The 20,725-nt window shown below is 50.7% G+C and carries 19 protein-coding genes and 4 tRNA genes; 7 read left to right on the top strand and 16 right to left on the bottom strand.

Annotated elements, in window-relative coordinates; genetic code table 11:
* Positions 1–51: 51 nt before the first annotated feature.
* On the bottom strand, positions 52–1,680 hold the full coding sequence (locus IPP66_11365; protein MBK9925876.1) for a DHA2 family efflux MFS transporter permease subunit: 1,629 nt from the start codon (positions 1,678–1,680) through the stop codon (positions 52–54).
* A 202-nt stretch (positions 1,681–1,882) separates the two neighbouring features.
* Between IPP66_11365 and IPP66_11360 the strand changes: the two genes are divergently transcribed.
* Complete coding sequence (locus IPP66_11360; GenBank protein MBK9925875.1) at positions 1,883–2,620, top strand: PIG-L family deacetylase; 738 nt, start codon at positions 1,883–1,885, stop codon at positions 2,618–2,620.
* 41 nt (positions 2,621–2,661) lie between these two features.
* Here the strand turns inward: IPP66_11360 and IPP66_11355 are convergent, their stop codons facing one another.
* The 9 genes from IPP66_11355 to IPP66_11315 all read right to left on the bottom strand — a co-directional run bounded on the left by IPP66_11355 (position 2,662) and on the right by IPP66_11315 (position 8,011).
* Positions 2,662–3,363, bottom strand: a complete 702-nt coding sequence (locus IPP66_11355) for a phosphatidate cytidylyltransferase (GenBank protein MBK9925874.1) — start codon at positions 3,361–3,363, stop codon at positions 2,662–2,664.
* A gap of 88 nt (positions 3,364–3,451) precedes the next feature.
* Positions 3,452–3,524 (bottom strand) — tRNA-Ile (locus tag IPP66_11350).
* Positions 3,525–3,589: 65 nt separating this feature from the next.
* A tRNA-Gly gene (locus IPP66_11345) sits at positions 3,590–3,661 on the bottom strand.
* Positions 3,662–3,717: 56 nt separating this feature from the next.
* Entirely contained in the window at positions 3,718–4,428 is a 711-nt protein-coding gene (locus IPP66_11340; protein ID MBK9925873.1) for a hypothetical protein, read from the bottom strand.
* Positions 4,429–4,557: 129 nt separating this feature from the next.
* Positions 4,558–5,949 carry an extracellular solute-binding protein gene (locus IPP66_11335; protein ID MBK9925872.1) on the bottom strand — a complete coding sequence of 464 codons (1,392 nt, stop codon included), beginning with the start codon at positions 5,947–5,949 and terminating at the stop codon, positions 4,558–4,560.
* Positions 5,949–7,178: a site-2 protease family protein gene (locus IPP66_11330; protein MBK9925871.1), complete on the bottom strand. Its 1,230-nt coding sequence runs from the start codon at positions 7,176–7,178 to the stop codon at positions 5,949–5,951. Before IPP66_11330 ends, IPP66_11335 begins: the two co-directional genes overlap by 1 nt.
* Before the next feature lie 111 nt (positions 7,179–7,289).
* Positions 7,290–7,383, bottom strand: a tRNA-Sec gene (locus tag IPP66_11325).
* Positions 7,384–7,536: 153 nt separating this feature from the next.
* Positions 7,537–7,884: a hypothetical protein gene (locus tag IPP66_11320; protein ID MBK9925870.1), complete on the bottom strand. Its 348-nt coding sequence runs from the start codon at positions 7,882–7,884 to the stop codon at positions 7,537–7,539.
* Between the two features lie 52 nt (positions 7,885–7,936).
* Positions 7,937–8,011 (bottom strand) — tRNA-Pro (locus IPP66_11315).
* A gap of 228 nt (positions 8,012–8,239) precedes the next feature.
* On the opposite strand from IPP66_11315, the gene IPP66_11310 reads away from it, so the two are divergent.
* From IPP66_11310 to IPP66_11290, 5 genes are read left to right on the top strand one after another with little or no spacing between them, the layout of a single operon-like run.
* Positions 8,240–8,818, top strand: a complete 579-nt coding sequence (locus tag IPP66_11310) for a bifunctional nuclease family protein (GenBank protein ID MBK9925869.1) — start codon at positions 8,240–8,242, stop codon at positions 8,816–8,818.
* Positions 8,815–10,191, top strand: coding sequence for a replicative DNA helicase (gene dnaB, locus IPP66_11305; protein MBK9925868.1), 1,377 nt, complete (start codon positions 8,815–8,817; stop codon positions 10,189–10,191). The genes IPP66_11310 and dnaB overlap by 4 nt, the downstream gene beginning before the upstream one ends.
* Before the next feature lie 57 nt (positions 10,192–10,248).
* Complete coding sequence (locus tag IPP66_11300; GenBank protein ID MBK9925867.1) at positions 10,249–10,914, top strand: DnaD domain protein; 666 nt, start codon at positions 10,249–10,251, stop codon at positions 10,912–10,914.
* Positions 10,820–12,220 carry an ATP-binding protein gene (locus IPP66_11295; protein ID MBK9925866.1) on the top strand — a complete coding sequence of 467 codons (1,401 nt, stop codon included), beginning with the start codon at positions 10,820–10,822 and terminating at the stop codon, positions 12,218–12,220. The genes IPP66_11300 and IPP66_11295 overlap by 95 nt, the downstream gene beginning before the upstream one ends.
* A 29-nt stretch (positions 12,221–12,249) precedes the next feature.
* Entirely contained in the window at positions 12,250–12,891 is a 642-nt protein-coding gene (locus IPP66_11290) for a hypothetical protein (GenBank protein MBK9925865.1), read from the top strand.
* Positions 12,892–13,019: 128 nt separating this feature from the next.
* Here the strand turns inward: IPP66_11290 and IPP66_11285 are convergent, their stop codons facing one another.
* The gene (locus IPP66_11285) at positions 13,020–13,712 is read right to left on the bottom strand and encodes a metal-dependent transcriptional regulator (GenBank protein ID MBK9925864.1); all 693 of its coding nucleotides are present in this window, start codon (positions 13,710–13,712) and stop codon (positions 13,020–13,022) included.
* Between the two features lie 137 nt (positions 13,713–13,849).
* On the opposite strand from IPP66_11285, the gene IPP66_11280 reads away from it, so the two are divergent.
* Entirely contained in the window at positions 13,850–14,701 is an 852-nt protein-coding gene (locus IPP66_11280; protein ID MBK9925863.1) for an FTR1 family protein, read from the top strand.
* 67 nt (positions 14,702–14,768) lie between these two features.
* Here IPP66_11280 and IPP66_11275 read toward each other — a convergent pair whose 3' ends face one another.
* From IPP66_11275 to IPP66_11255, 5 genes are all read right to left on the bottom strand, one after another.
* Positions 14,769–15,995, bottom strand: coding sequence for a DUF1501 domain-containing protein (locus tag IPP66_11275; GenBank protein ID MBK9925862.1), 1,227 nt, complete (start codon positions 15,993–15,995; stop codon positions 14,769–14,771).
* Between the two features lie 75 nt (positions 15,996–16,070).
* The gene (locus IPP66_11270) at positions 16,071–17,495 is read right to left on the bottom strand and encodes a DUF1800 family protein (GenBank protein ID MBK9925861.1); all 1,425 of its coding nucleotides are present in this window, start codon (positions 17,493–17,495) and stop codon (positions 16,071–16,073) included.
* A 66-nt stretch (positions 17,496–17,561) separates the two neighbouring features.
* Complete coding sequence (locus IPP66_11265; GenBank protein MBK9925860.1) at positions 17,562–18,344, bottom strand: lipoyl(octanoyl) transferase; 783 nt, start codon at positions 18,342–18,344, stop codon at positions 17,562–17,564.
* Positions 18,345–18,384: 40 nt separating this feature from the next.
* Positions 18,385–19,788 (bottom strand): FAD-binding oxidoreductase, encoded by a 1,404-nt coding sequence (locus IPP66_11260; protein ID MBK9925859.1) that lies wholly within the window; start codon positions 19,786–19,788, stop codon positions 18,385–18,387.
* Between the two features lie 51 nt (positions 19,789–19,839).
* Positions 19,840–20,625 carry an SDR family NAD(P)-dependent oxidoreductase gene (locus IPP66_11255; protein MBK9925858.1) on the bottom strand — a complete coding sequence of 262 codons (786 nt, stop codon included), beginning with the start codon at positions 20,623–20,625 and terminating at the stop codon, positions 19,840–19,842.
* Positions 20,626–20,725: the final 100 nt, after the last annotated feature.

Raw genomic sequence — 20,725 nt, 5'->3', positions numbered from 1 at the left:
AAACAGCGGAGACCGGTATTGGTCTCCGCTGTTGGTTTCAAGTTAAGAGTATTAATGTCCGCCGGGGACTGCGCCTTGCATGGAGCCACGTCCGCCCCATTTGCCGGGCCAGCCAGGCAGGAAGGCTCCCACAATCAATGCGGCAATCGAAGCGAAGAATGTAAGGCGATAGGCATCCTCAAAGCCTTTCATGCCTGAGTCACAGGCAAGCTTGAGGGCAGATAAAATTTTCTCTTTAGCCGCACCAACCATCGCCGTAGGCACAGAGGCGAGCGTAGCGTCCGTACCAGGTGGCAGGTTATCTTCAGCTTTGACTCCGGGCGTCTCACAGATCCCAAAGTGGACAGTTGAAGCTGTCTGTGTTTCCTGCATCTCATCCTGTTGCGCTCTGATCTCGGCTGGGACTGCGGAGGAAAAAACAGTTGCCAAGGCCGCCACTGAAACCGCCTGCACCACAAAGCGCGTACTGTTCATCAAAGAGGAGCCACGCGGCAGTTGATTGAGCGGCACACTGCTGAGCGCCGCCACAAAGGAGGTTTGAAGTGTAAGCCCCACTGCCAATCCGCGGACGGCAAGCAGGAAGAAAATATATGTGATGGGGGTATCGCCTTGGATCATGGAGAGTTGCCAAGTGTTGAAACACAAAATGGCAAAGCCCACGATCAGGTTCATGCGTGGCCCGATCTTATCGTATAGACGACCTGCAAGCGGTGTAGCAATACCCGATGTAAGCGCGACGCCGAGCAGAATGAAACCAGTCTGCAACGCAGTGCGCCCACGGAAGGCTTGCAGATAAATGGGCATCAAAAATTCCGCACCGAACAACGCAACGGTGGCCACATAACCCACGAGTGCGGAATTGAGGAACGTCCGATTTGCAAACAAGCGCAAATTCGTCATCGGTTCTTTGGCAAAATACAACTCAACGATCACATGCGCGATCAACGCCACAATGCCGATGCCGAAGAACAGCAACGTGTTGGAGCCAGTCCAGCCATTTATTTCAGCGATACTAGCCGCATACAACACGGATCCAAAACCGATCACAGCCGTGATCAAACCCAATGGATCAAAAGATGGCTTGCTTTCCACTTGATAATCAAGCAGGAAGCGAGAACCAAGGAAGACACCCACAATGCCGATGGGAATATTGATAAAGAAGATCAAGCGCCAAAGATTAGCATCCACCAACCAACCGCCCAAGATCGGGCCGAGAGCGGGAGCAAACACCAATGCGATTCCGAAATAACCGAGGGCTGTGCCTTGCTCTTTAGGCGGAAAGGCGCGATAGAGTTGTGCGGGTCCCAAAGGTTGGGCCATGCCGCCACCGAATCCCTGCAAGGCTCGGGCGAGGATCAGCCAACCGAGGGAAGGAGCAAGCCCACATAAGAAAGAGCCGACGACAAAGATCGAGAGTCCCAGCAGATACATACGCTTGATCCCGAAACGGTCAGCAAGAAAGCCAGAGACCGGCGTGGTAACTCCCAACGCCAGCACGTAAATACTCAACACCCATTGTGCGTCTGCTAGCGACACACCAAATTCACGGCGTAACGTAGGGAAGGCAACATTCACGATCGTCGAATCCAAAATGATCATGAAGATACCGAACATAACGGAGATCAGAACTCTCCATTTGGGTTCGAGTCCTTTTGGTTTATTTTCTACAGCAACAGTCATTCTTGAATACCTTTCAATGTTATGTCCAAAACAGGCATTATATAAGTTCACACAAGCGCGGGATTATACACCCACTCACGTGACCTAGGCCTAGACACCTACAAGGATAAAAGTCTTACACATACATACGAGTTTGCTTTCGAGTAAAATCCAGCTCGTTATCAGAAACACATGTCAGCATATAAAAGACAGGAGAAACTTTATGGGTAACGAATATATACCCCAAATTGTCATGAGCATTCACGCGCACCCTGACGATCAGGAATTTTCCATCGGCGGCACGCTGGCCAAATGGGCAAAACAAGGATGTGAGATCATCTCGGTCATCATCACCAGTGGCGACTCAGGCTCGAACGATCCATCAAAAAATGCGGACTATAAACCCGTCCTTGCGGAGTTACGTGAGAAAGAACAATTGGCGGCCAATGCCATTTTAGGGATTCGGGAAACGATCTTCCTGCACTATCCAGATGGAGAACTTGAACCGACCATCGCACTTCGCAAGGAACTCACGCGCCTCATTCGTAAATTCAAGCCTGATACTGTTTTGACAGGGAATCCTGAGGGATGGTTTTACGGCAATGAGTATCTCAATCACCCCGATCATCGCGCGGCCGCAGAAGCGGCATGTACAGCAGTGTTTCCATCAGCAGGGAGTCGGCTCATCTTTGCGGACCTGCTACCGGCGGGATATGAGCCGCATGAAGTCAAGCGTCTCTACATCCACGGCATGGACAAAGCCGACACTTGGGTTGACATTACCGAGACCCTTGATGTCAAGATCAAAGCGCTTCAACAACATGTGAGCCAGGTCCCTGTGGATGAAGTTGGGAAGTGGATGACCGAATGGGCGGCCGAGGATGCGAAAGATAAAGATATGAAATATGCTGAGAGCTACAAAGTAATGATCTTGAAAAAGGATGAGGATAAGGGCGACTAGCATGGGACCCTAAAGGTTTATCAAACCTTTAGGGTCTTTTTTTAGAAAACCAAATGCCCGATCAACGCGGTGACAACGGTCAGTGTGATATTGTCCACATCCTTGAACGGAAGTGACTCAATCAACATCCCGCCGAGAGCGATCCAAAAGATGGGGAGCAAATACGTTGTGAACGGCGAAGCGAAGATACCGACATTGACATAGACGAACAAGATAAGAGCACTGAGTAACGCTCCCCCAGCGAACACACTCAACGAACCCGCCACACTTTTTTCCCGCGACCAAAACAACTTCGGTGACTTGATCCGCCGCCCAACAATATCCGCCACGCCATCGCCACCGCACATCATCATGAGGGCAGTGATGCCGATCGGCGAATCCTTCCAATAGATGACAGTAAGCGCGACAAACACGATCCCGTAGAATAACGGTCCGCGCAGAATCTCTCTCGGATTACCCGTGCGTGTCATCGCCTGAACAGATGCATCGTCTTTCATGATCCCTGTCCCTACCAAAGCAAATTGAATCGTGATCAACAACGGAACCAGCGCCGCGAGGTAACGGGACATGGTCAAATCAGGGAACATCAGCCAACACAACACAAAGATCGGGCCAGTCCCAATATGAATGAACTTGCGACTCAACTTGCTCTCGATCCACCCGCGATGGGCGAAAAAGTCCATAAGGCGGAGGAAGGCAATGGCAATGACAAAGGTGAGGAGGGTGGCGAGATAGGGATTCATAGGTTTTATCCTGATTGAGTTTTCAGTATTAACACAAAACGCCGCATTTCAGTGCGGCATTCGTGAATCAAAAGCATAAAACTATCAGTGGGCCCAGCAAGATTCGAACTTGCGACCAAGCGATTATGAGTCGCCTGCGCTAACCGCTGCGCCATGGGCCCTAGTAACATTTAGCCACTAGCAGTCGAGCATTTTTGCTGAACGCTAATGGCTAACCGCTACCTAGAGCGGGAGATGGGATTCGAACCCACGAATATCAGCTTGGAAGGCTGATGCCTTACCACTTGGCGACTCCCGCGTACGGCCGCTATTTTACCACAAGGTGATTTACAAGGAAGACCGCCCGCCTATGGTTTATTTCTCCCTCGGCGCTTGCGACTCTTCGATCAACTCTTTCGGCGTCGCCGCGCCGCAGGCAGGACAGGCATACTTCTGTTCTGCAGGGACATACGACCTCTGACAATACGGGCAATCCACCGACCGTGGCGCCACAGGTACTTCCACTTTCTTTTCGGTGACAATTTCTCTCGTCACTTCGCGTGTATGGGTACTGCCTCCTATATTTCCCAACATGAAGACATTACCAAGATTCGGCCCATTAGATGAAGAGGATGAACTACTCTTCACGCGTGCTCTGGAACTTCCACCGGAAGCTGATTTTTCTTTGGAGGACCCACTTGGGACCTTTCCACCGCCAGCCAATACAAGGAACAACACAGCCACAATGACCACTGCCGCTACCGTCAAAAAGACGATGATCGCCGTCAAGCGGAGCGCGCGCGGAATGTTATACAACTCATAGCCATAGCTGAACAAGAACACACCACCCACATAGAACGGAAATAGGATCGCGATCAAGACGATCCCCAGATTCTGTTGTACTTGTCCTTCGATCCATGTCAAATAAGCGACAAGGATAATGACACCCAATGCGCCCAACGCCACCAATCCGCCAGGGATCAGGATATGCAATGGCTTGCCGGGCTTTGAGTCATCGTGGTCATACTCGACCACTTCATTTGTCTTGGCTCCTACTTGTCGGGCGCGGTATTCAGATTGAGGCATGGTATTTTTCCTTTTGGCACAAGCAAACAATAAATTCTGCCACAAAGACACAGATCACAGAGTGGTCAACGAATTTCATCCAAGTCTCGCGTATCTGTGGCTAAAAGCACTCTATTGGACAACTCCATATCACCGATTCAGATCGCGCGCTGTATCTTCCATTTGCTTCAAGATAATGGGCGCCTGCCCATCGGTCAACTCGGGGTGACGGATCGTATCGAACATATCACGAACAGCATCTTCCATCATTACCTTTACGTTCCTCCACGAGGAAAGTTTTGGAGTCATCTTTCCTGTTGGCAGGAACGCAACCGCTTCGGCCCATTGTGGATGAGAAGCGGAATAGTCTGTGAGCAGATCCATCGTTGAGGAGCGAAGCGGGAAGAGATCGGTGCTCTGTACCCACTTGGCCTGATTCTCCGCCGAAAGCATCCAACGGATGAACAGCCATGAGGCCAGTTGTGTCACATCATCTGAATTGAACACGATAAATGAGGAACCATACACTACAAAAGCAGTTTGGTCTGTGCCGGGAAACGGCAGGGCGATCCATTCATCTTTGCTTCCCAATGCACCGAACGAACGTGCTTGGTCCACGAATTCTTCAAGGCTGGCTGTTGCGAATAAAGCCTGTCGCCCAGCGAAACGGTCGTACACCGAACTATCGGGCGAGGCAACCCACGCACAGCCCTTTTGTTGCAACAACTTCAACGACTTGAATGCATCGACATTTTTCGGCGTGAGAAAACGATATCCCTTTTCCTCCTGCACACTGCCGCCAAAAGCCAGCATCCACGAAAGAGTGGTCGTTGCATTTGTATCGATCAACCAACCGCCCAGTGCATCGTTATCAGCATTTGCATCCGAAGCCAGCGCATTGTGTGCGGCACAAGCTTGTGACTGAAAATCAGAAAAGGTTTGAGGCGGAGAATCAAATCCCAGTTCACGCGCCCAGCTTTGGTTGTAGAGAACGAAGCGCGCTGTCCGTTGTGCAGGCATTCCCAGCCGCAGATCATCCAACTCATCCTGCATCCAGATCACAGACGGAAAGTCAGACATCTCTAACGCGCTCATGCCATAGATCGGATCGCGCAAATATGTATTCAGGTCAACGACATTTTCCTGCCACCCAATGGCGTGCTCAGGCAACGCGATCACAACGTTCGGGTTCTTGGACTCTTTCAACGCGGCATCGGTTTGCGCAACCACCTCGCTGAAATTATTTTTGGATTCGGCATTGACAACGATCCCCCACTCGTTCGTTGTGTTGAATTGCTGGATCTGCGACTCAAAGAGACTCGCCTCCGCGCCAAACCACGGATGCCAAACCGTGACCTGCGCCCCACGCAACGCTTCTTTCTCAACGTTCAAACTGCTTACTGCTAACGTTGGCAGTTGTGTAACTGACGGCTTTTCCGTAATGGCCACGGACGGCGTTTGCGTAACATCCGTTGAAGTAGATGGAACACAAGCCGCAAGAAGGATAGCAATTAGGACGAATGCGACGAACGTCTTTTGCATTAATATCCCACCATGGGAATTGGAGTGAAGATCAAAATAAAGACAAGCAACATGACATACCCAAGTACACGACGCTTCACATCGAGCGGAGTAATATCATCGAGCGGCTGTGTGCGGACGTTGCCAAGCCAGAAAAGAATGAACACCCACAGTAACCAGCTAAAGTTGAATGAGGTAAACGAAAGCGTAAGCACCACAGGCAATATCATCAACGCGATCAATACACCTATTGCAATCGGGAAGATCTTGCGCGCTTTCTCACCGAAGAGACCATAGACGACGTGCCCACCATCTAACGTTCCCACAGGGACAAGATTCAGCGCGGTCACAAGGAGGCCACCCCAACCAGCCCATGCCACTTGGTGCACCATCACATCTGTCCCACCAAAGGGAACCGGCTGGCCGGTGAGGAAGTAGCGTATCCAATACAAGACTGGCGAGAGCCCGCCGTAATTGACAGGGTCAGGGAGTAATTTACCAAAGACCATATACTTGGCAAATAAATAGAACAATGAGTTTCCTTCAAGTACACCTTGCATGCCTGGAGGCGGCTGATCGATCACACCGAGATGAGAAAGTGACAACCCGATGAACAACACAGGGACAGCGATCACCAGTCCCGCGATCGGACCCGCTACACCAACGTCAAAGAGAATGCGTTTGTTCTTGGGGATACCACGCATTGCGATGAACGCGCCAAACGTCCCCAACGGGCTTATCAGCGGTGCCGGGATAAAGAATGGCAATGTAGCAGGGATTTTGTAAATGCGGCAGGCAATGTAATGTCCCATTTCGTGGGCAAAGAGGATGCCCATCATGCTCAACGCAAAAGGCCAGCCAGAGATTATGTGTTGAAACTTATAAATGTAATAAGACATTTCACTGGTAAACGTCATGTTTGCAGGGACATCCACGAGAGTTACCATCATGCTGATCACTGTAAGGACAAAGAGAACGATGTTTACAGTGACTCTTGCAGACGATTTGGGGACCACAGGCGTGGCGGCAAGATAGATCACTTGGGTATCGCCTTCCTTGCGAAAGAGCGGGGTGATTCCGTAAGGGTTGACGGCATCAGCCAGTTGATCGTAAGCGGCGACCGTATCTTCGCTCAAAAAATGTCCGCGATAACGGACCAGCCATTGACGCGGGTCGCCCGCAGTGACATCATCTACATGAAAGATACGGGATACGTGACTGTTCAATACTTCTAATTCAGGGAAAGACATAAAGGCACCTTTGTTCGGACGATAGACAATAGACCGTGGACCATGCACAACAGACCGCAAGTGTTCATCATCTATGGTCTATCGTCTACGGTCCACCGTCAAAGAATTAGGCGGGAGTGGATGGGAGTCGAACCCACCGCGGCTCGCAACGCGACCCGCCACAGGTGTTGAAGACCAGGAGACCCACCGGGACCTAACCACTCCCACGAACAAGGATAATCGAAGGGGAATGGGAACGCAAGCAGGATTATCAGGTTGTGTTAATTGATGGAGTTATTGCTCCGCGCTGAGCGGAGGTCTGAGCGAAGCGTAGCGAAGACGAAGACCGAAGTCGAAGCGCATGCGACGGAGGCACATCCTATTTAATTGACGAGATGAACTGCGACACATACTCCGTGATCCGCGGAATGAGGATCACCCCCGCCGTGATCATGCATGCATACGCCAGCATGGACAGTCCGCTCACCCACACAGCCATCACTGCCAACGAACGTCCGCGTTTGCCATCAGTGCGAAGTTCGCGCTGGGATTTGAGTCCCAGGAACAGGGATGCAATGGCAAACAAGACTCCGGGCGGATAGCAGATGATGATCGTGAATGGGATGGGCAATATCCCTGCGCAGAGAGCCAGCAAGGTGGTGATTGCCAAGATAAAACTAAGGATGGCGTTACGATTGAAGGGTGGGATGGATATGGATTCGGTCATTATATAAAGTGAGACCCTAAAGGTTTTGGAACCTTTAGGGTCTTTGTTTCAGTCGGGGCGAGAGGATTTGAACCTCCGACCTCTTGCACCCCATGCAAGCGCGCTAGCCGGGCTGCGCCACGCCCCGATTGTTTCGGTTGCCTACCCCGTTCAGCAGAGCAGCATTATAGTCTCATTTTTATAATCTGGCAACTTCCAAACACGAACATTGCGAGAAGAGCAAAAGATGTAACCCATCTTTGGTTTTTCGCAGAATTTGTGCCCATGCAAAATCTGCATTCCATCTGTAACTCCCACATCCACACTTGAATATGCTAAAATACATTCATCACTATTTGGAGAACCCATGCCTGAAATGATCGAAGTTCAAATAGACAGCGTCCGTGTACATTTAATGACCCCACAACGCCTTGTCGTTTTAAAACAAAAAGAATCTGAGCGCTACCTCCCCATCTGGGTTGGTCCCTATGAAGCGGAAGCGATCACCGTAGCTTTACAGGAAGTGGAAATGAGTCGCCCGCTGACGCATGATCTGCTCAAGAACATCTTTGACTCGTTCAATGCACAGATCAAGCGCATCGAGATCATCAAACTGCAAAACGATATTTTCTATGGCAACATCGTGGCCGAGGCCGATGGACGTGAAATCCATATTGACTCACGACCTTCAGATGCCATCGCGTTGTCTGTCCGTGCGCATGTGCCGATCCTTGTCCACAAGAGCGTGATGGATGAGGCTGGCATATTGCCTGAGCAGGATTTGCCCGAAGGCGAAGAAGCGCCTGCTCGAAGCGAACCAGCCCCACTGTCTGAAGAAGGAAGCGCACGCTTGTCCGTCTTTGAAGATTTCCTTGGCAAGCTCGATCTCGATAAGCTCGACGATAAAAATAATCCCAGCGACGACGAATCACCGGACCAGCCAAAGAAAAAATGACCGATTATCTGCCACAAGAAGAGTTCGCCGCCCCCGCTACATCAACGGCAGTCCCGCACAACCGAGAAGCCGAAGAAGCCGTCGTAGGGGCGGTCTTCATTAACCCAGAAGTGTATTATGACATCGCGCAGTTTTTGACTGCCGATGATTTTTACATTCATAGACTGAAATGGATCTGGGAAGCGTTCAACAGCCTGCACGAACAACGCGTCCCTGTGGACCTGTTGACTGTTGCCGATGAATTGGAGCGAAGAGGCCAATTGGGCGAAGTGGGCGGACCCGCCTACCTGACGACACTCGTCAACCAGGTGCCATCTTCGTTGAACGCCGAATCCTATGGGCGTATCGTTGAGGGATATTCCGTCCGACGCAAGATGATCACAGCCGCGAACCAGATCGCTTCGATCGCATACAACGAGAAGACAAGCGTTGAAGATGTGATGAACGAAGCGGAGAAGGCAGTTTTCAACGTCAGTGAACGGCGCCTCAAACACGACCTTCAGCCGATCAAAAGTGTATTAAGCGAATACTACGACCGAATCGATGACCTCGCAAAACGCGACGATGAGATCGTCGGCGTGCCAACAGGTTTCATTGACCTTGATAAGATGTTGACCGGCTTGCAACCCTCCGATTTGTTGATCATCGCAGGTCGCCCGGGTCAAGGTAAGACGGGTTTCATGCTTTCGATCGCCAAGAACGCCGGGCTTACGCACAAGAAACACGTGGCCATCTTCTCTTTGGAAATGTCCAATGACCAGGTGGTGCAACGTTTGATCTCGCAAGAGACTGGTATCTCATCGCAACGTTTGCGCACAGGTAAATTAAACGACAACGAATGGCCGTTGTTCACGCACGCCATCGAAGTCTTTGGCGATACACACATCTATCTCGATGACACACCGGCCATCACCCCGCTTCAACTCCGTACGAAATGCCGCCGCCTGCACATGGAGTTTGGGATCGATCTCATCATCGTGGATTATCTCCAGTTGATGGGCGGTGACACTCGCACCGATAACCGCGTGCAGGAAGTGTCGCACATCTCCCGCAGTTTGAAAGTGCTGGCCCGCGAATTGAACGTCCCGGTCCTTGCGGCGGCACAGTTATCCCGCGCCGTCGAACAACGCTCGGACAAAAAGCCTGTGCTCTCAGACTTACGCGAATCAGGCTCGCTCGAACAGGACGCAGACATCGTTATGTTCATCTACCGTCCCGATCAATATGAAAAGGACACGGTCAAACAAAACGTGGCCGAGATCATCATAGCAAAGCATCGTAATGGTCCCGTGGGAAGCGTGGAATTGGTCTTCCGTGGTGAACAGGCGAAGTTCGAGAACGCGGCAACGCGGGTGTTCAAGCCGAACGAATAATTATGATGTCCTGTAGGGACGGGCAGCTGCCCGTCCCTACAGGAATAAAAAATATAAATGACAAAATTCAAAGGCTTTACCGACTCTGAAACCTTTACGCAAGTCCCTGATTCGTTGTTTCATCAACTACTGAAAGAAATTGATGATGCGGCAGAATTAAAAGTGACTCTCTACCTTCTGTGGCGCGTTGAGCACATGGACAGTCCGTTTCGGGCATTGAGCAAGATGGATTTCGATGTGAAAGAGTTGGGGTTGAGCGCTGAGGAGATCAAGCTTGGGCTGGAGAAAGCGATCAAGCGCGGGAGCCTACTCACAGTTACGAAAGAAGCGACGGTTTATTTCCTATTGAATTCCCCACGCGGACGAGCCGCCGTTGAAGCCATCGAAAGCGGCAAATGGAATCCGAAAGCAGGAAGTTCGATGCCGCCGGTGGAACGCCCGAACGTGTTCAAGCTGTACGAAGAAAATATCGGTCCGCTGACGCCGTTGATCGCGGATACTTTGAAAGATGCTGAAGAACTGTATCAATCCGATTGGATCGCAGATGCGATCGAGCTTGCCGTACAAAATAACAAACGCAGTTGGAAATATTGCGAAGCGATTTTGAAACGCTGGAAGGAAGAAGGCCGTGCCGAAAAGCAAGATAGACGCGACAATAAAAAACCTGGCGAACAGAACCTCGACAGAAAGATCGAACAGCTTCGAAAACGCGCGAAGAAATGAATTACCCGGCGACCCGGACTGTCCGATTTGCGGCGGCGTTGGGTATTTGCGCGTGGATGTGCCGGTGGGGCATCCTGATTTTGGCAGGCTGGAGGTTTGCACGTGCCGCCGCGCCAACATCACCGACTCGATCCGTGATCGGTTGTTTGCGCTCAGTCATCTCGATGAGTTGAAGGAACTGACCTTCGAAACATTCAAGCCACGCGGGCGCAAAGGTCTCGGTGAGATGCAATCCACTTCGTTGGAGATGGCTTATAACCACGCGCATCATTACGCTCAGAACTTGAACGGCTGGTTGTTATTGCAAGGTGGATACGGTTGTGGAAAAACACACCTGGCCGCGGCCATCGCAAACTTTGTGGTTGGCATGGGCGTGCCTACTCTTTTCCTCACTGTCCCCGATCTGCTCGACGCCTTGCGTTTCGCGTATGGTGCAGAAGATACAACCTTCGAAGAACGCTTCGATCAAATTCGCAACGCGAAACTTTTGGTATTGGATGATTTCGGCACGCAGAACGCAACGGGCTGGGCACAGGAAAAATTATTCCAGATCGTCAACTATCGTTACATCAACAGACTTTCGACCGTCATCACGACCAACCTCGCACTGGACGAGATCGAACCGCGCATCCGCTCGCGTCTTTCTGACCCCGAGCTTGTTTCAGCATTTCGAATTAGCGCTCCCGACTTCCGACGTCCCATGCAGGATACAAGCCATCCCGAATTATCCTCGCTTGATCTGTTGACGAGTAAAACCTTCGGCACATTTGAAGATCGTTCACAAGAAAACCTCCGAACGGACGAGGCCAAGTCCCTGCAGAGAGCGCTCAAAGCCGCGCATGGATTTGCAGAAAAGCCGAAAGGCTGGCTCGTCTTCGAAGGGACGTACGGTTGTGGCAAGACTCATCTCGCCGCGGCCATCGCCAACTACCGCGCAGGACTCGGTGACCCTCCCCTCTTTGTGATGGTCCCTGATCTGCTTGATCATTTGCGTGCAGCGTTCAGTCCCAATGCAGGGACAAGTTACGACCGCCGCTTCGACGAAGTGCGCACTGCGCCATTGCTCGTCTTGGACGATCTCGGTTCCCAGTCTGCTACGCCGTGGGCAAAAGAGAAACTGCATCAACTGCTGAATTACAGATACAACGCCGAACTACCAACCGTCATCACAGTTGCGAAGGAAAGCCTCGAACAACATCAAGTGGACGAGCGCATCATCACACGCATGTTGGATGAGCGCCTTTGTAATTACGTGTTGATCGATGCACCGGCGTTTCAGGGGAAGGCGAAAAAGGGCAGGAAGTAGATCTTTCAACAACCTATTGGGGAATAAACATGAACAAAACAAAAAACCTTTACGTTTGGGGAAGTTTGTCAGCAAGCATAATCATATTTATGCTTGCTGGGTGCGGGATATTAACACTCAAGGCCGCCCCTACCGCATTGCCACCATATCTTCACTACACTCCATCCGATGGGTTTAATGTCCATCTTGAATTTGATTATCCAAGCTCATGGCTTCTTGAAGAACATAATAAAACATATTATTCAACCCTTTTCCTGGGAGAACCAAGGTTCCTTATTGCTCCAACCCAAGCACCTGGCGAGTCACATATCGCGTCTAATGACTTTGGGTATATTAGCATTTTATTTTTACCAGTAAAACCCGGGCAAACACCTGATGCGGAAATCGCATTACGCAAACAAAACTATAGCAAGCAAAAGCAGAGCGTGACAAATTGGGTTACTCTACTCAACGATTACAGAATTAAGATAGATGGGTATGATGCCAGCATATTAGAATATCAAACAAACGACCCCGAACACTCTCCATCATTAATGTTTAATAGGTCTGCATTTTTCACTGTGAAAGACCAGTTTTACGAAGTATTTTTTAGCGTTGCAGAAAAAGAGCGTGGTGGCGAATTCGAAAAAGGATATGAGTATTTCCTCAATAGCTTGAAAATTGTGCCATAAGCCAAATCTTAACCACGGAGACACAGAGGCACGGAGTTTAAAATTTCTCAGTGTCTTCGTGACTCCGTGGTTCAAAAAACAGCCTCCGTGTGGAGGCTGTTTCAATTACCAATTACTACTAACCGCGTTTAAATCTTCTTCGGCGGGAGTTTATTCCCCTCGCCCTCTTTCGTCACTTCCACCCATAAGGCGTCAGCTAACTCATATCCGATCAAATGATCGTGCGGTTTCATCTGCAAGCGCAACGGACCTTTGAACGGCGCGCAACTGAACAAATGGAACGGAGCGCCCGGCACAAATCCCAACTCAGCAAAATACCTTAACTTCTCCATGTCATGAGTCCGCACGCGGCTGATGATGCAATCCGAGCCCGAAGGCACATCCAACAGATGCACATCTTTCACGACCGGCATGGCCCCGTCCTTGCTTGGAATTGGCTCTCCATGCGGACAACGAGTCGGTTTGCCTGTGATCTCGAAGATGCGATCCTCGACCACATCGTTGACGCCCAACGCAAACGTATCCGATAACTCGTGCGCCTCGTCCCAGCCGTATTTCATCACCTTTACCAAAAACACTTCCACCAAACGGTGACGTCGCAGGGCGGGCATGGCGATCTTCTCGCCTTTGCTCGTCAAACGGACTCCTCGATACAACTCATGTTCGAGATATTCCAAATCCTTCATCTTCCCCACCATGCGGGCAGTAGCCTGTTGGGATGAATTCGCACTCTCTGATAACTCAGCCAAACCAACATAAGGGGTGTCTTGTTGAAGCCGAAAGATCTCGGCTGCATATCTCTGCATTGCAGGTGTTGCCATCAAACGCTCTCCACATACGAAAATGTTTCACCCTGGGTGAAACATAATATCAAACAAGTTTATGGTTGTTTCTAGTTTTATAGATTATAACATCGGCAACTAGACAAATCACATCTCAATAGGAGTATTTAACGAGAATGTTAGCAACCTATTTATTGTCCCTACGTGAAGGCCTTGAAGCCGCCCTCATTATCGGTATTGTCCTTGGCGCAGTCAGCAAGATCCGTCGCACCGACCTTACCTCGTCCGTTTGGCTCGGCACATTGAGCGCGGTCGTAGTAAGCATCCTTACCGCTATAGTGCTCACCAGCTTTGGCATGTCCCTTGAAGATGGCGCTGAACAGATCTTTGAAGGCATCACCATGTTCATCGCGGCGGGCATCCTTACCTGGATGATCTTCTGGATGGGCAAACAAGCCCGTTTCCTCAAGAGTGAACTCGAAGATGGTGTCAACAAAGCCGCCTCATCCACCGGCAAACGTGCTGTCTTCTGGCTGGCGTTCATGGCGGTTGTCCGCGAAGGTGTGGAGCTTGCCATCTTTATCACTGCCGCATTTTTCGCCGGTGATCCAAATCAACTGATGTCCAATACCATCCAAACACTGGCTGGCACGATCCTTGGTCTCGGCACTGCCGCATTACTCGGCTACACTATTTTTGCCAGCACACTCCGCCTCGATCTGCGTCGCTTCTTCCAAGTGACAGGCATTATGCTCATCCTGTTCGCGGCTGGGCTTGTAGCACATGGCGTCCATGAATTCAACGAGGTCGGCTGGATCCCTGTTATCGTCGAACATATTTGGGATGTGAACATGATCCTCGATGAAAATTCCGTCGTTGGTCAATTACTCAAGACCCTCTTCGGCTACAACGGCAACCCGTCTCTCACCGAGATGATCGCCTACTTCGCCTATATCATCGTCACATTCATTTTTTGGAGACGAGAGAACACGGTCCCTGCCAAAGCGACAGCTGAATCAGCGGCATAAAGCTTTATCGAAACGGAAACAGGCTTCGGGTCCAAAAAGACGCGAAGCCTGTTTTTTTATTCCACAACTACGAGCGGAAGATTCCCAATTCACCCGATGGAGCAAAACCGGGGAAGATCGTCCCCGCATTTGTGTTTCGCAAACGCCGCGCGAGAAGTTCGCTCAAGACCTGACGGTAATCGGTTGTGATGGCGAGGTCAGCGTGATCGTAAAGCTGATCGTTATGCAGACCGGGCCACGTGCCGTAAACCTGCCCCCCGTTGACGTCGCCACCGAGTGTGAACATAACATTGCCGTGACCGTGATCGGTACCGTAATCTTCATTCTGCACGAGGCGCCGCCCAAATTCGCTGATCACAACAACTGACAGGCGGTCTGTGTATCCCGAATCGAGATCGAGGTAAAAATTGGAAAGGCCCGAGGCGAGGTTGCCAAGCAGTTCAGCGATGTACCCGCCATTGCCATCGGTCTCGTACTCATGCGTGTCCCAGCCGCCGTAATCCACTGTAGCAACACGCAGGCCAGCATCCAATTTGATCATGCGGGCAACAGTCTTGAGTTGTTGACTCAGTTCATCGTCGTTGTAGGATGCGCCATTGGACGGTTGATATTCCTGTTCCACAAGCGGATGCACAATATCAAGCGATTCTAAAGTACGCAAACCAGCGCGATGCAGAAGGGTTTCGCCGTTGTACATCTGGCGCAGGGCTTTTTGTTGAGATACAGCCAGACCGTTCTCCCATTGCGAGAAATCGCCGGGGTCGTTGAGATTTACGGTCGGAACATAATTCAATAAGGACGATGGAGCACCTACGGTGGAAAGCGCAGGCAAAATGGATGTTGTGCCGGTGCTTTGCAAATAACGTGTGATCCAACCTGAGGTGGTGCTCTTTGAACCGGGTGTACCCAGTTCGATATATTCCATTGCATCGAAGTGGCTACGCGTATCGTAGTTCAGCCCCACAGCATGGATGGCGGCCATTTTTCCTTGTTGATACAGTTCATGCAACGGCGCGAGCGCAGGATGCATGCCGAATTGATCGTTCAAAGGAAGCAGGTTCGTGATCTTGATATCGGGACGTGCAGCTTCGTAGTATCCGCGATCATCGCCAGCAATTGGCGCGACAACGTTGAGTGCGTCCCAACCGCCACGCAAAAAGACAACGACCAGCGTATCAGTTGGGTCATCCTGTTGCGCAAATGCGGCGTTGGTAAGGCGTGCGCCAGCCAGTGCGGCAATGGCGGAGGAACATCCTTGCAGGAAGTGTCGACGAGTAAATTTGAGGGAGGGCATATAGTTATTATCCTTCGCTCTTATCGCCGTCCTCGGCGACAAGGGCAGCGCCGAGGACGGCGCTGTGAGCAAATATTATTTCCATTGAAAATCGGGGCTCATGAGAATCACTTCCACCATCGCGGGCAAAACCCAATTGATGTGATCCTGATCAAGTTCATCCTGCGGGCCATGATCCTGCGCCATGACCGAGATCACGGCCTGACGGTCCGCTTCAGACATGGTGCGATTCAAAAGGCGAGGGATCCAGAAATCCGCAAGGGATTCAGCGGTGCGAATCTCTACAGGTGTTTGCCCCAGAATATCGGTACGGATGATGCGTCCCTGCTCTTCGTCGTCCATCCAATTTTCAGAGATGCCCACAGCAAAATTCCAGCGATACAACAGTGACATGGAATTGGCCCAGGCTTCCTTCACATCTGGGTAACCATCCGGTGGGCGGCGTTCGAAGATGGGCTGCCCCATCATCGAGCACATCCACGGGATGCCGCCGGGTAATCTGGTAAAGTCTGCGTTAAGAGTGCGCATGATCGAGATCGCCGCTTCGATGGGACGTTTGATCTTTGCACCCCATGATCCACGGAACTCAGGTGAAAGTAGGATCACTTCTACAACACGCTTGAGTTGATCAGGCGCGTTATCAACATACCCGATAGCGATGCCATTCGCATCTTTCTCGACCGTATTCGGGTCGCGCACCCCAAGGTAATTCTCCGCCCCAAGCGTGTGCAACTCAAAAAGCTCGCGCGCAAAATTTTCGTTCGGCCCTGCATCAGACGAATTGTTTTGGTTCAGGTAATACAACATGGATGGATGCGTTGCAATTGCTTCCAACATTTGACGGAAATTACCAAACATATGTTTACGCAATACGTCACGGTTGTATGAGACCAGCAACGGCACACCATCATCCTGCCAAAAATAGACATTGAAATGATTGTGCCAAAAATCTGCCAGCACCTCTACGAGTTGTTTCTTGCTATACACTGCTCGCAGAAAGGTTGCATCCACAAGCTCATGAGCTGGCTTGCTGTACCAATCCCAATACGCATCATCGTTCGAGTCGTAGGGGTTATTGGCAATATGGTCAAAATACAATTCTTCCTGCGTTTTATGTAAGGTCTCGAAACCTGCCGCGTTATAACGCGCTTCAAAATCACTGTCGTCGATCGAATCAGGGTTGAGTTGTTGAGCAACATACGCACGCAAACGTTCATCATCTGTCCCGCCCAATAGATTGAATGCATCAAAATCGCCCGGTCGTGGACCAAATCCCATGCGATTCAATGCGATGATCCCCAATGGAACCGGCGGCAAAACAGGCTCAGGCGGGACGCTGGTCGAATCGACAACAGGAGGAACCACCCGCGTCGGGTCTGGACCTGGAACCTGTTCCGGCGCACAAGCAGTCACCGCCACTGACGCCCCTGCTACGCTCGCAAATGTCCCCATCAACTTCAGAAAATCCCTACGATTAATTCTAGCTTGAGGTTGAGCCATATATTCTCCTATAAAAGAATGATGAAATTTACAAATTTTTCTTTCCCCTCTCAATCACCCATCAGTTCAGAATATCTCTCCAAACGCTTTCACCACTTCCGCTTTGACTCGTTCCATCGAGGGCGGAGCAGGCAACAGGTCCGCGAGGGAGACGATGGGTTCATCCTGCAACCCACACGCGATGATACCATCCCAATAGTCCATGTCTGGATTCACATTCAACGCAAAGCCATGACGTGACACGCCGCGCGCGTCCACTTTAACACCAATTGCCGCGATCTTGGCTGGTTTCTTGCGGTCTTCGGGCTTGCAACGCGTGCAACGTGAATACACATCCGCCTGTACCCAAACGCCTGTGAGGCCGAGGCGTTGACCCGCCACAATGCCGAGATTTGCCAACGTGCTGATCAATACCTTCTCTAACTTGCGGACGTAACCAACATAATCGGCATCAGGTACAGACCTGACAGGTCTCATCGTACTGAGAGTCGGGTCGGGCGCATAGGAAGGCACAATGCTTTGATCGTTAGATTCCTGTGAAGACCTGTCAGGTCTTAACGGAATCAACGGCAACAACGGATACCCTACCAACTGCCCCGGCCCGTGATACGTCACATCGCCACCCCGATCCACCCAATGGACCGCAATCCCTTTTTCCTTGAGTTGCGATTCGCCCCACAACAAATTCTCCTGCTTTCCTCGCCGCCCGAACGTATATACGTGAGGATGCTCCAGCAATAAAAGTGTCGGCGAGCGCTTCCCCTCCGCGATCTCCGTCGCATATTGCTCCTGCAACTTCCACGCGGATTCATATTCGATCAGGCCCAAATCTTCAACAATAAAATTCATAATATAAATCGTAGGGGACGGCAGCCGCCGTCCCTACATGTTATTTGAATATTCTCCGATACAAATCGGACTCCAGCAACCCGTTCGGGTCGCAACGCTTCTTGAGTTTCTTGAACTTGGCGATTGTTTCATCACCTAAAAACTTGCGCGTGCTTTCGGCGGAGGTCTCGCTGTTCTTGGCAAAATAGAATCGCCCGCCCGCTGAAAGGACGATACGATCAAACTCCTGCAATTGTTTGCCTAATCTTGCGCGGTTCTTATCTGTCACTTTGAAATCCATTGCAAGTGATAGGCCATCCACGGCATGCGTGAGCAGGAAGTTATCCGGGCGATGGCGTTTGGTCACGCCCAAATAAGAAGGCAGTCCGTTCTTCTGTGAGAGAAGCAACATCTCGCGCCAGGCATCTTCGGCAGTCTCTTTCGGTAAGAATGATTGATACTGGATCAATCCACCTCGCCCAACCGAGCGTTCCCAATCAGGGACATAATCCAACAAGAAGTGAAACTCCGCATGTGACTGACGGAACGTATGTTTCCGCTGGCTCGCAACATACTTGGCAATATTTACCGCCCGCCAACCTACATTGTTCACAAATGGATTCATAAAGTAATGCAACAACGACTTAGGCATCACACCAAATAAACGATCAGGTAAGTGCTGATACTTGAGTTGCAATGTCTCTTGTGCGTTGGCGTCTTCGCCTTCTTTCAAATTGCGCGAGGCATGGATCTGTCCGCGGCCAAGATGTTTTCCACTGGGGAATGTATCGAGCCAGCCCACGATGTAATCGTAATGAGGCGCGTTCTCAAGTAGGTCACTCAAGTGTTCGTGGAGATTCGGCACAGGGCGCGCGTCCACAGCTATCAGTCCAGAATAGACGCGCTTCATCTTCATGGTCACAGATACGAAGATGCCCAACATCCCAAGTCCGCTGATCATCGAGTAGAACAAATCCGCATTCTTTTTGGGTGAGCAAGTGATTAACGCACCAGTGGGCAGGATCGCAGTGAACCCGGTCACATGCTCGCCGATGGGACCCGCTTTGAAATTATTTTTACCGTGAATGTTCGCGGCAAGACACCCACCCAATGTTGTCTTCATCGTACCCGAAACAACAGGAGGCCACCAACCATCGGGCTCGACCGTTTGCCATAATTGTTGGAGCGTGACCCCGGCCTCGCATCGGACGTAGCCGGTAGCTGGATCCCATTCGAGAATCTGATTCATCCCCGACATATCCAACACAATGCCGCCGCCATTGAGCGAGACATCGTTATAACTAATGCCCGTGCCACGCGCCGTAACGGTGAGGCCGAGCTTCTTTGCAGTGAGAAAAGCTTCTTGAATATCTTCGACCTGTTTAACTTGTATTCGATAACAAGATGATTTTAAAGAGTGGCCAAAGTTTTCAAGCGTTGTGAACGTACTGAGAGAAAGGGACATGGTATGAATATAAGGTGACAGCCACTTCCAAAAGTGACTGTCACCTTTCCTTTAGAAAGATAGTCTTCTGAAAATGAACGATGGCACATGCTGTATTACCAGCATGACCCAGCGCCAGATAGGCGCAGTATAGATCAATTGTTTGCGTTTCTTCATGGCGTTGACGATATCGTCGGCGGCCTTTTCGGGCTCGATCGCAAATGGAGTAGCTCCTTGCGCCGCTTTGAGCATTTCAGTCTTCAAGAAACCCGGCTTAACCGTCAACACATTAACGCCATGGCGTGTCAGACGGTTTCGTAATGCCTCAAGATATGTTGCCAGCCCTGCCTTGGATGTGTTATAACCGGGGTTGCCCACACGGCCACGGTCACCCGCGACAGATGCGATGCCAACGATCTGACCTGCTTTGGCAGATTGGAACATTTCAGCAATGGGCGTAAGCCAGGCCATCGCACCGATGAGATTGACTTCGATCATCTTGCGGTCGTTTTCAAAGTTGTATTTATCGATCCCACCGGGCGGATAATTCACGCCAGCGACAAAGACAACCAGGTCAAGGCCGCCCAACTCAGCAACAAGTTTACGAAGCAGACTCGGCACTTTATCATATTCACTGACATCATGCACACAAGCAATGGCATGTTGTCCACCTGCTTTGATCTCGTCACAAAGGGAATTCAACTTGTCTTGACTTCTGGCAATTAATGCGAGGGTATATCCCTCGCGGGCAAGTTTTCGTGCAAGTGCGGCGCCAAGTCCATCAGAAGCGCCGATCACAATACCGCGCAAACGCGGCTTCAAAGGGGTTGCAGAGACAGGTATAGGGGTATCAGACACTGTATCCTCCAGATATAGGTAACAGCCATTTTAACCCATCAGGCACTGTAACGTGCATGTAATACTGGAAAATGGCCGAATTGCTATAATGACATCATTA

Source organism: Candidatus Defluviilinea proxima (genome assembly GCA_016721115.1).
Lineage (GTDB): Bacteria > Chloroflexota > Anaerolineae > Anaerolineales > Villigracilaceae > Defluviilinea > Defluviilinea proxima.
The sequence above is the reverse complement of the archived record's forward strand: the minus strand, read 5'-3'. Positions and strand labels throughout refer to the sequence as shown.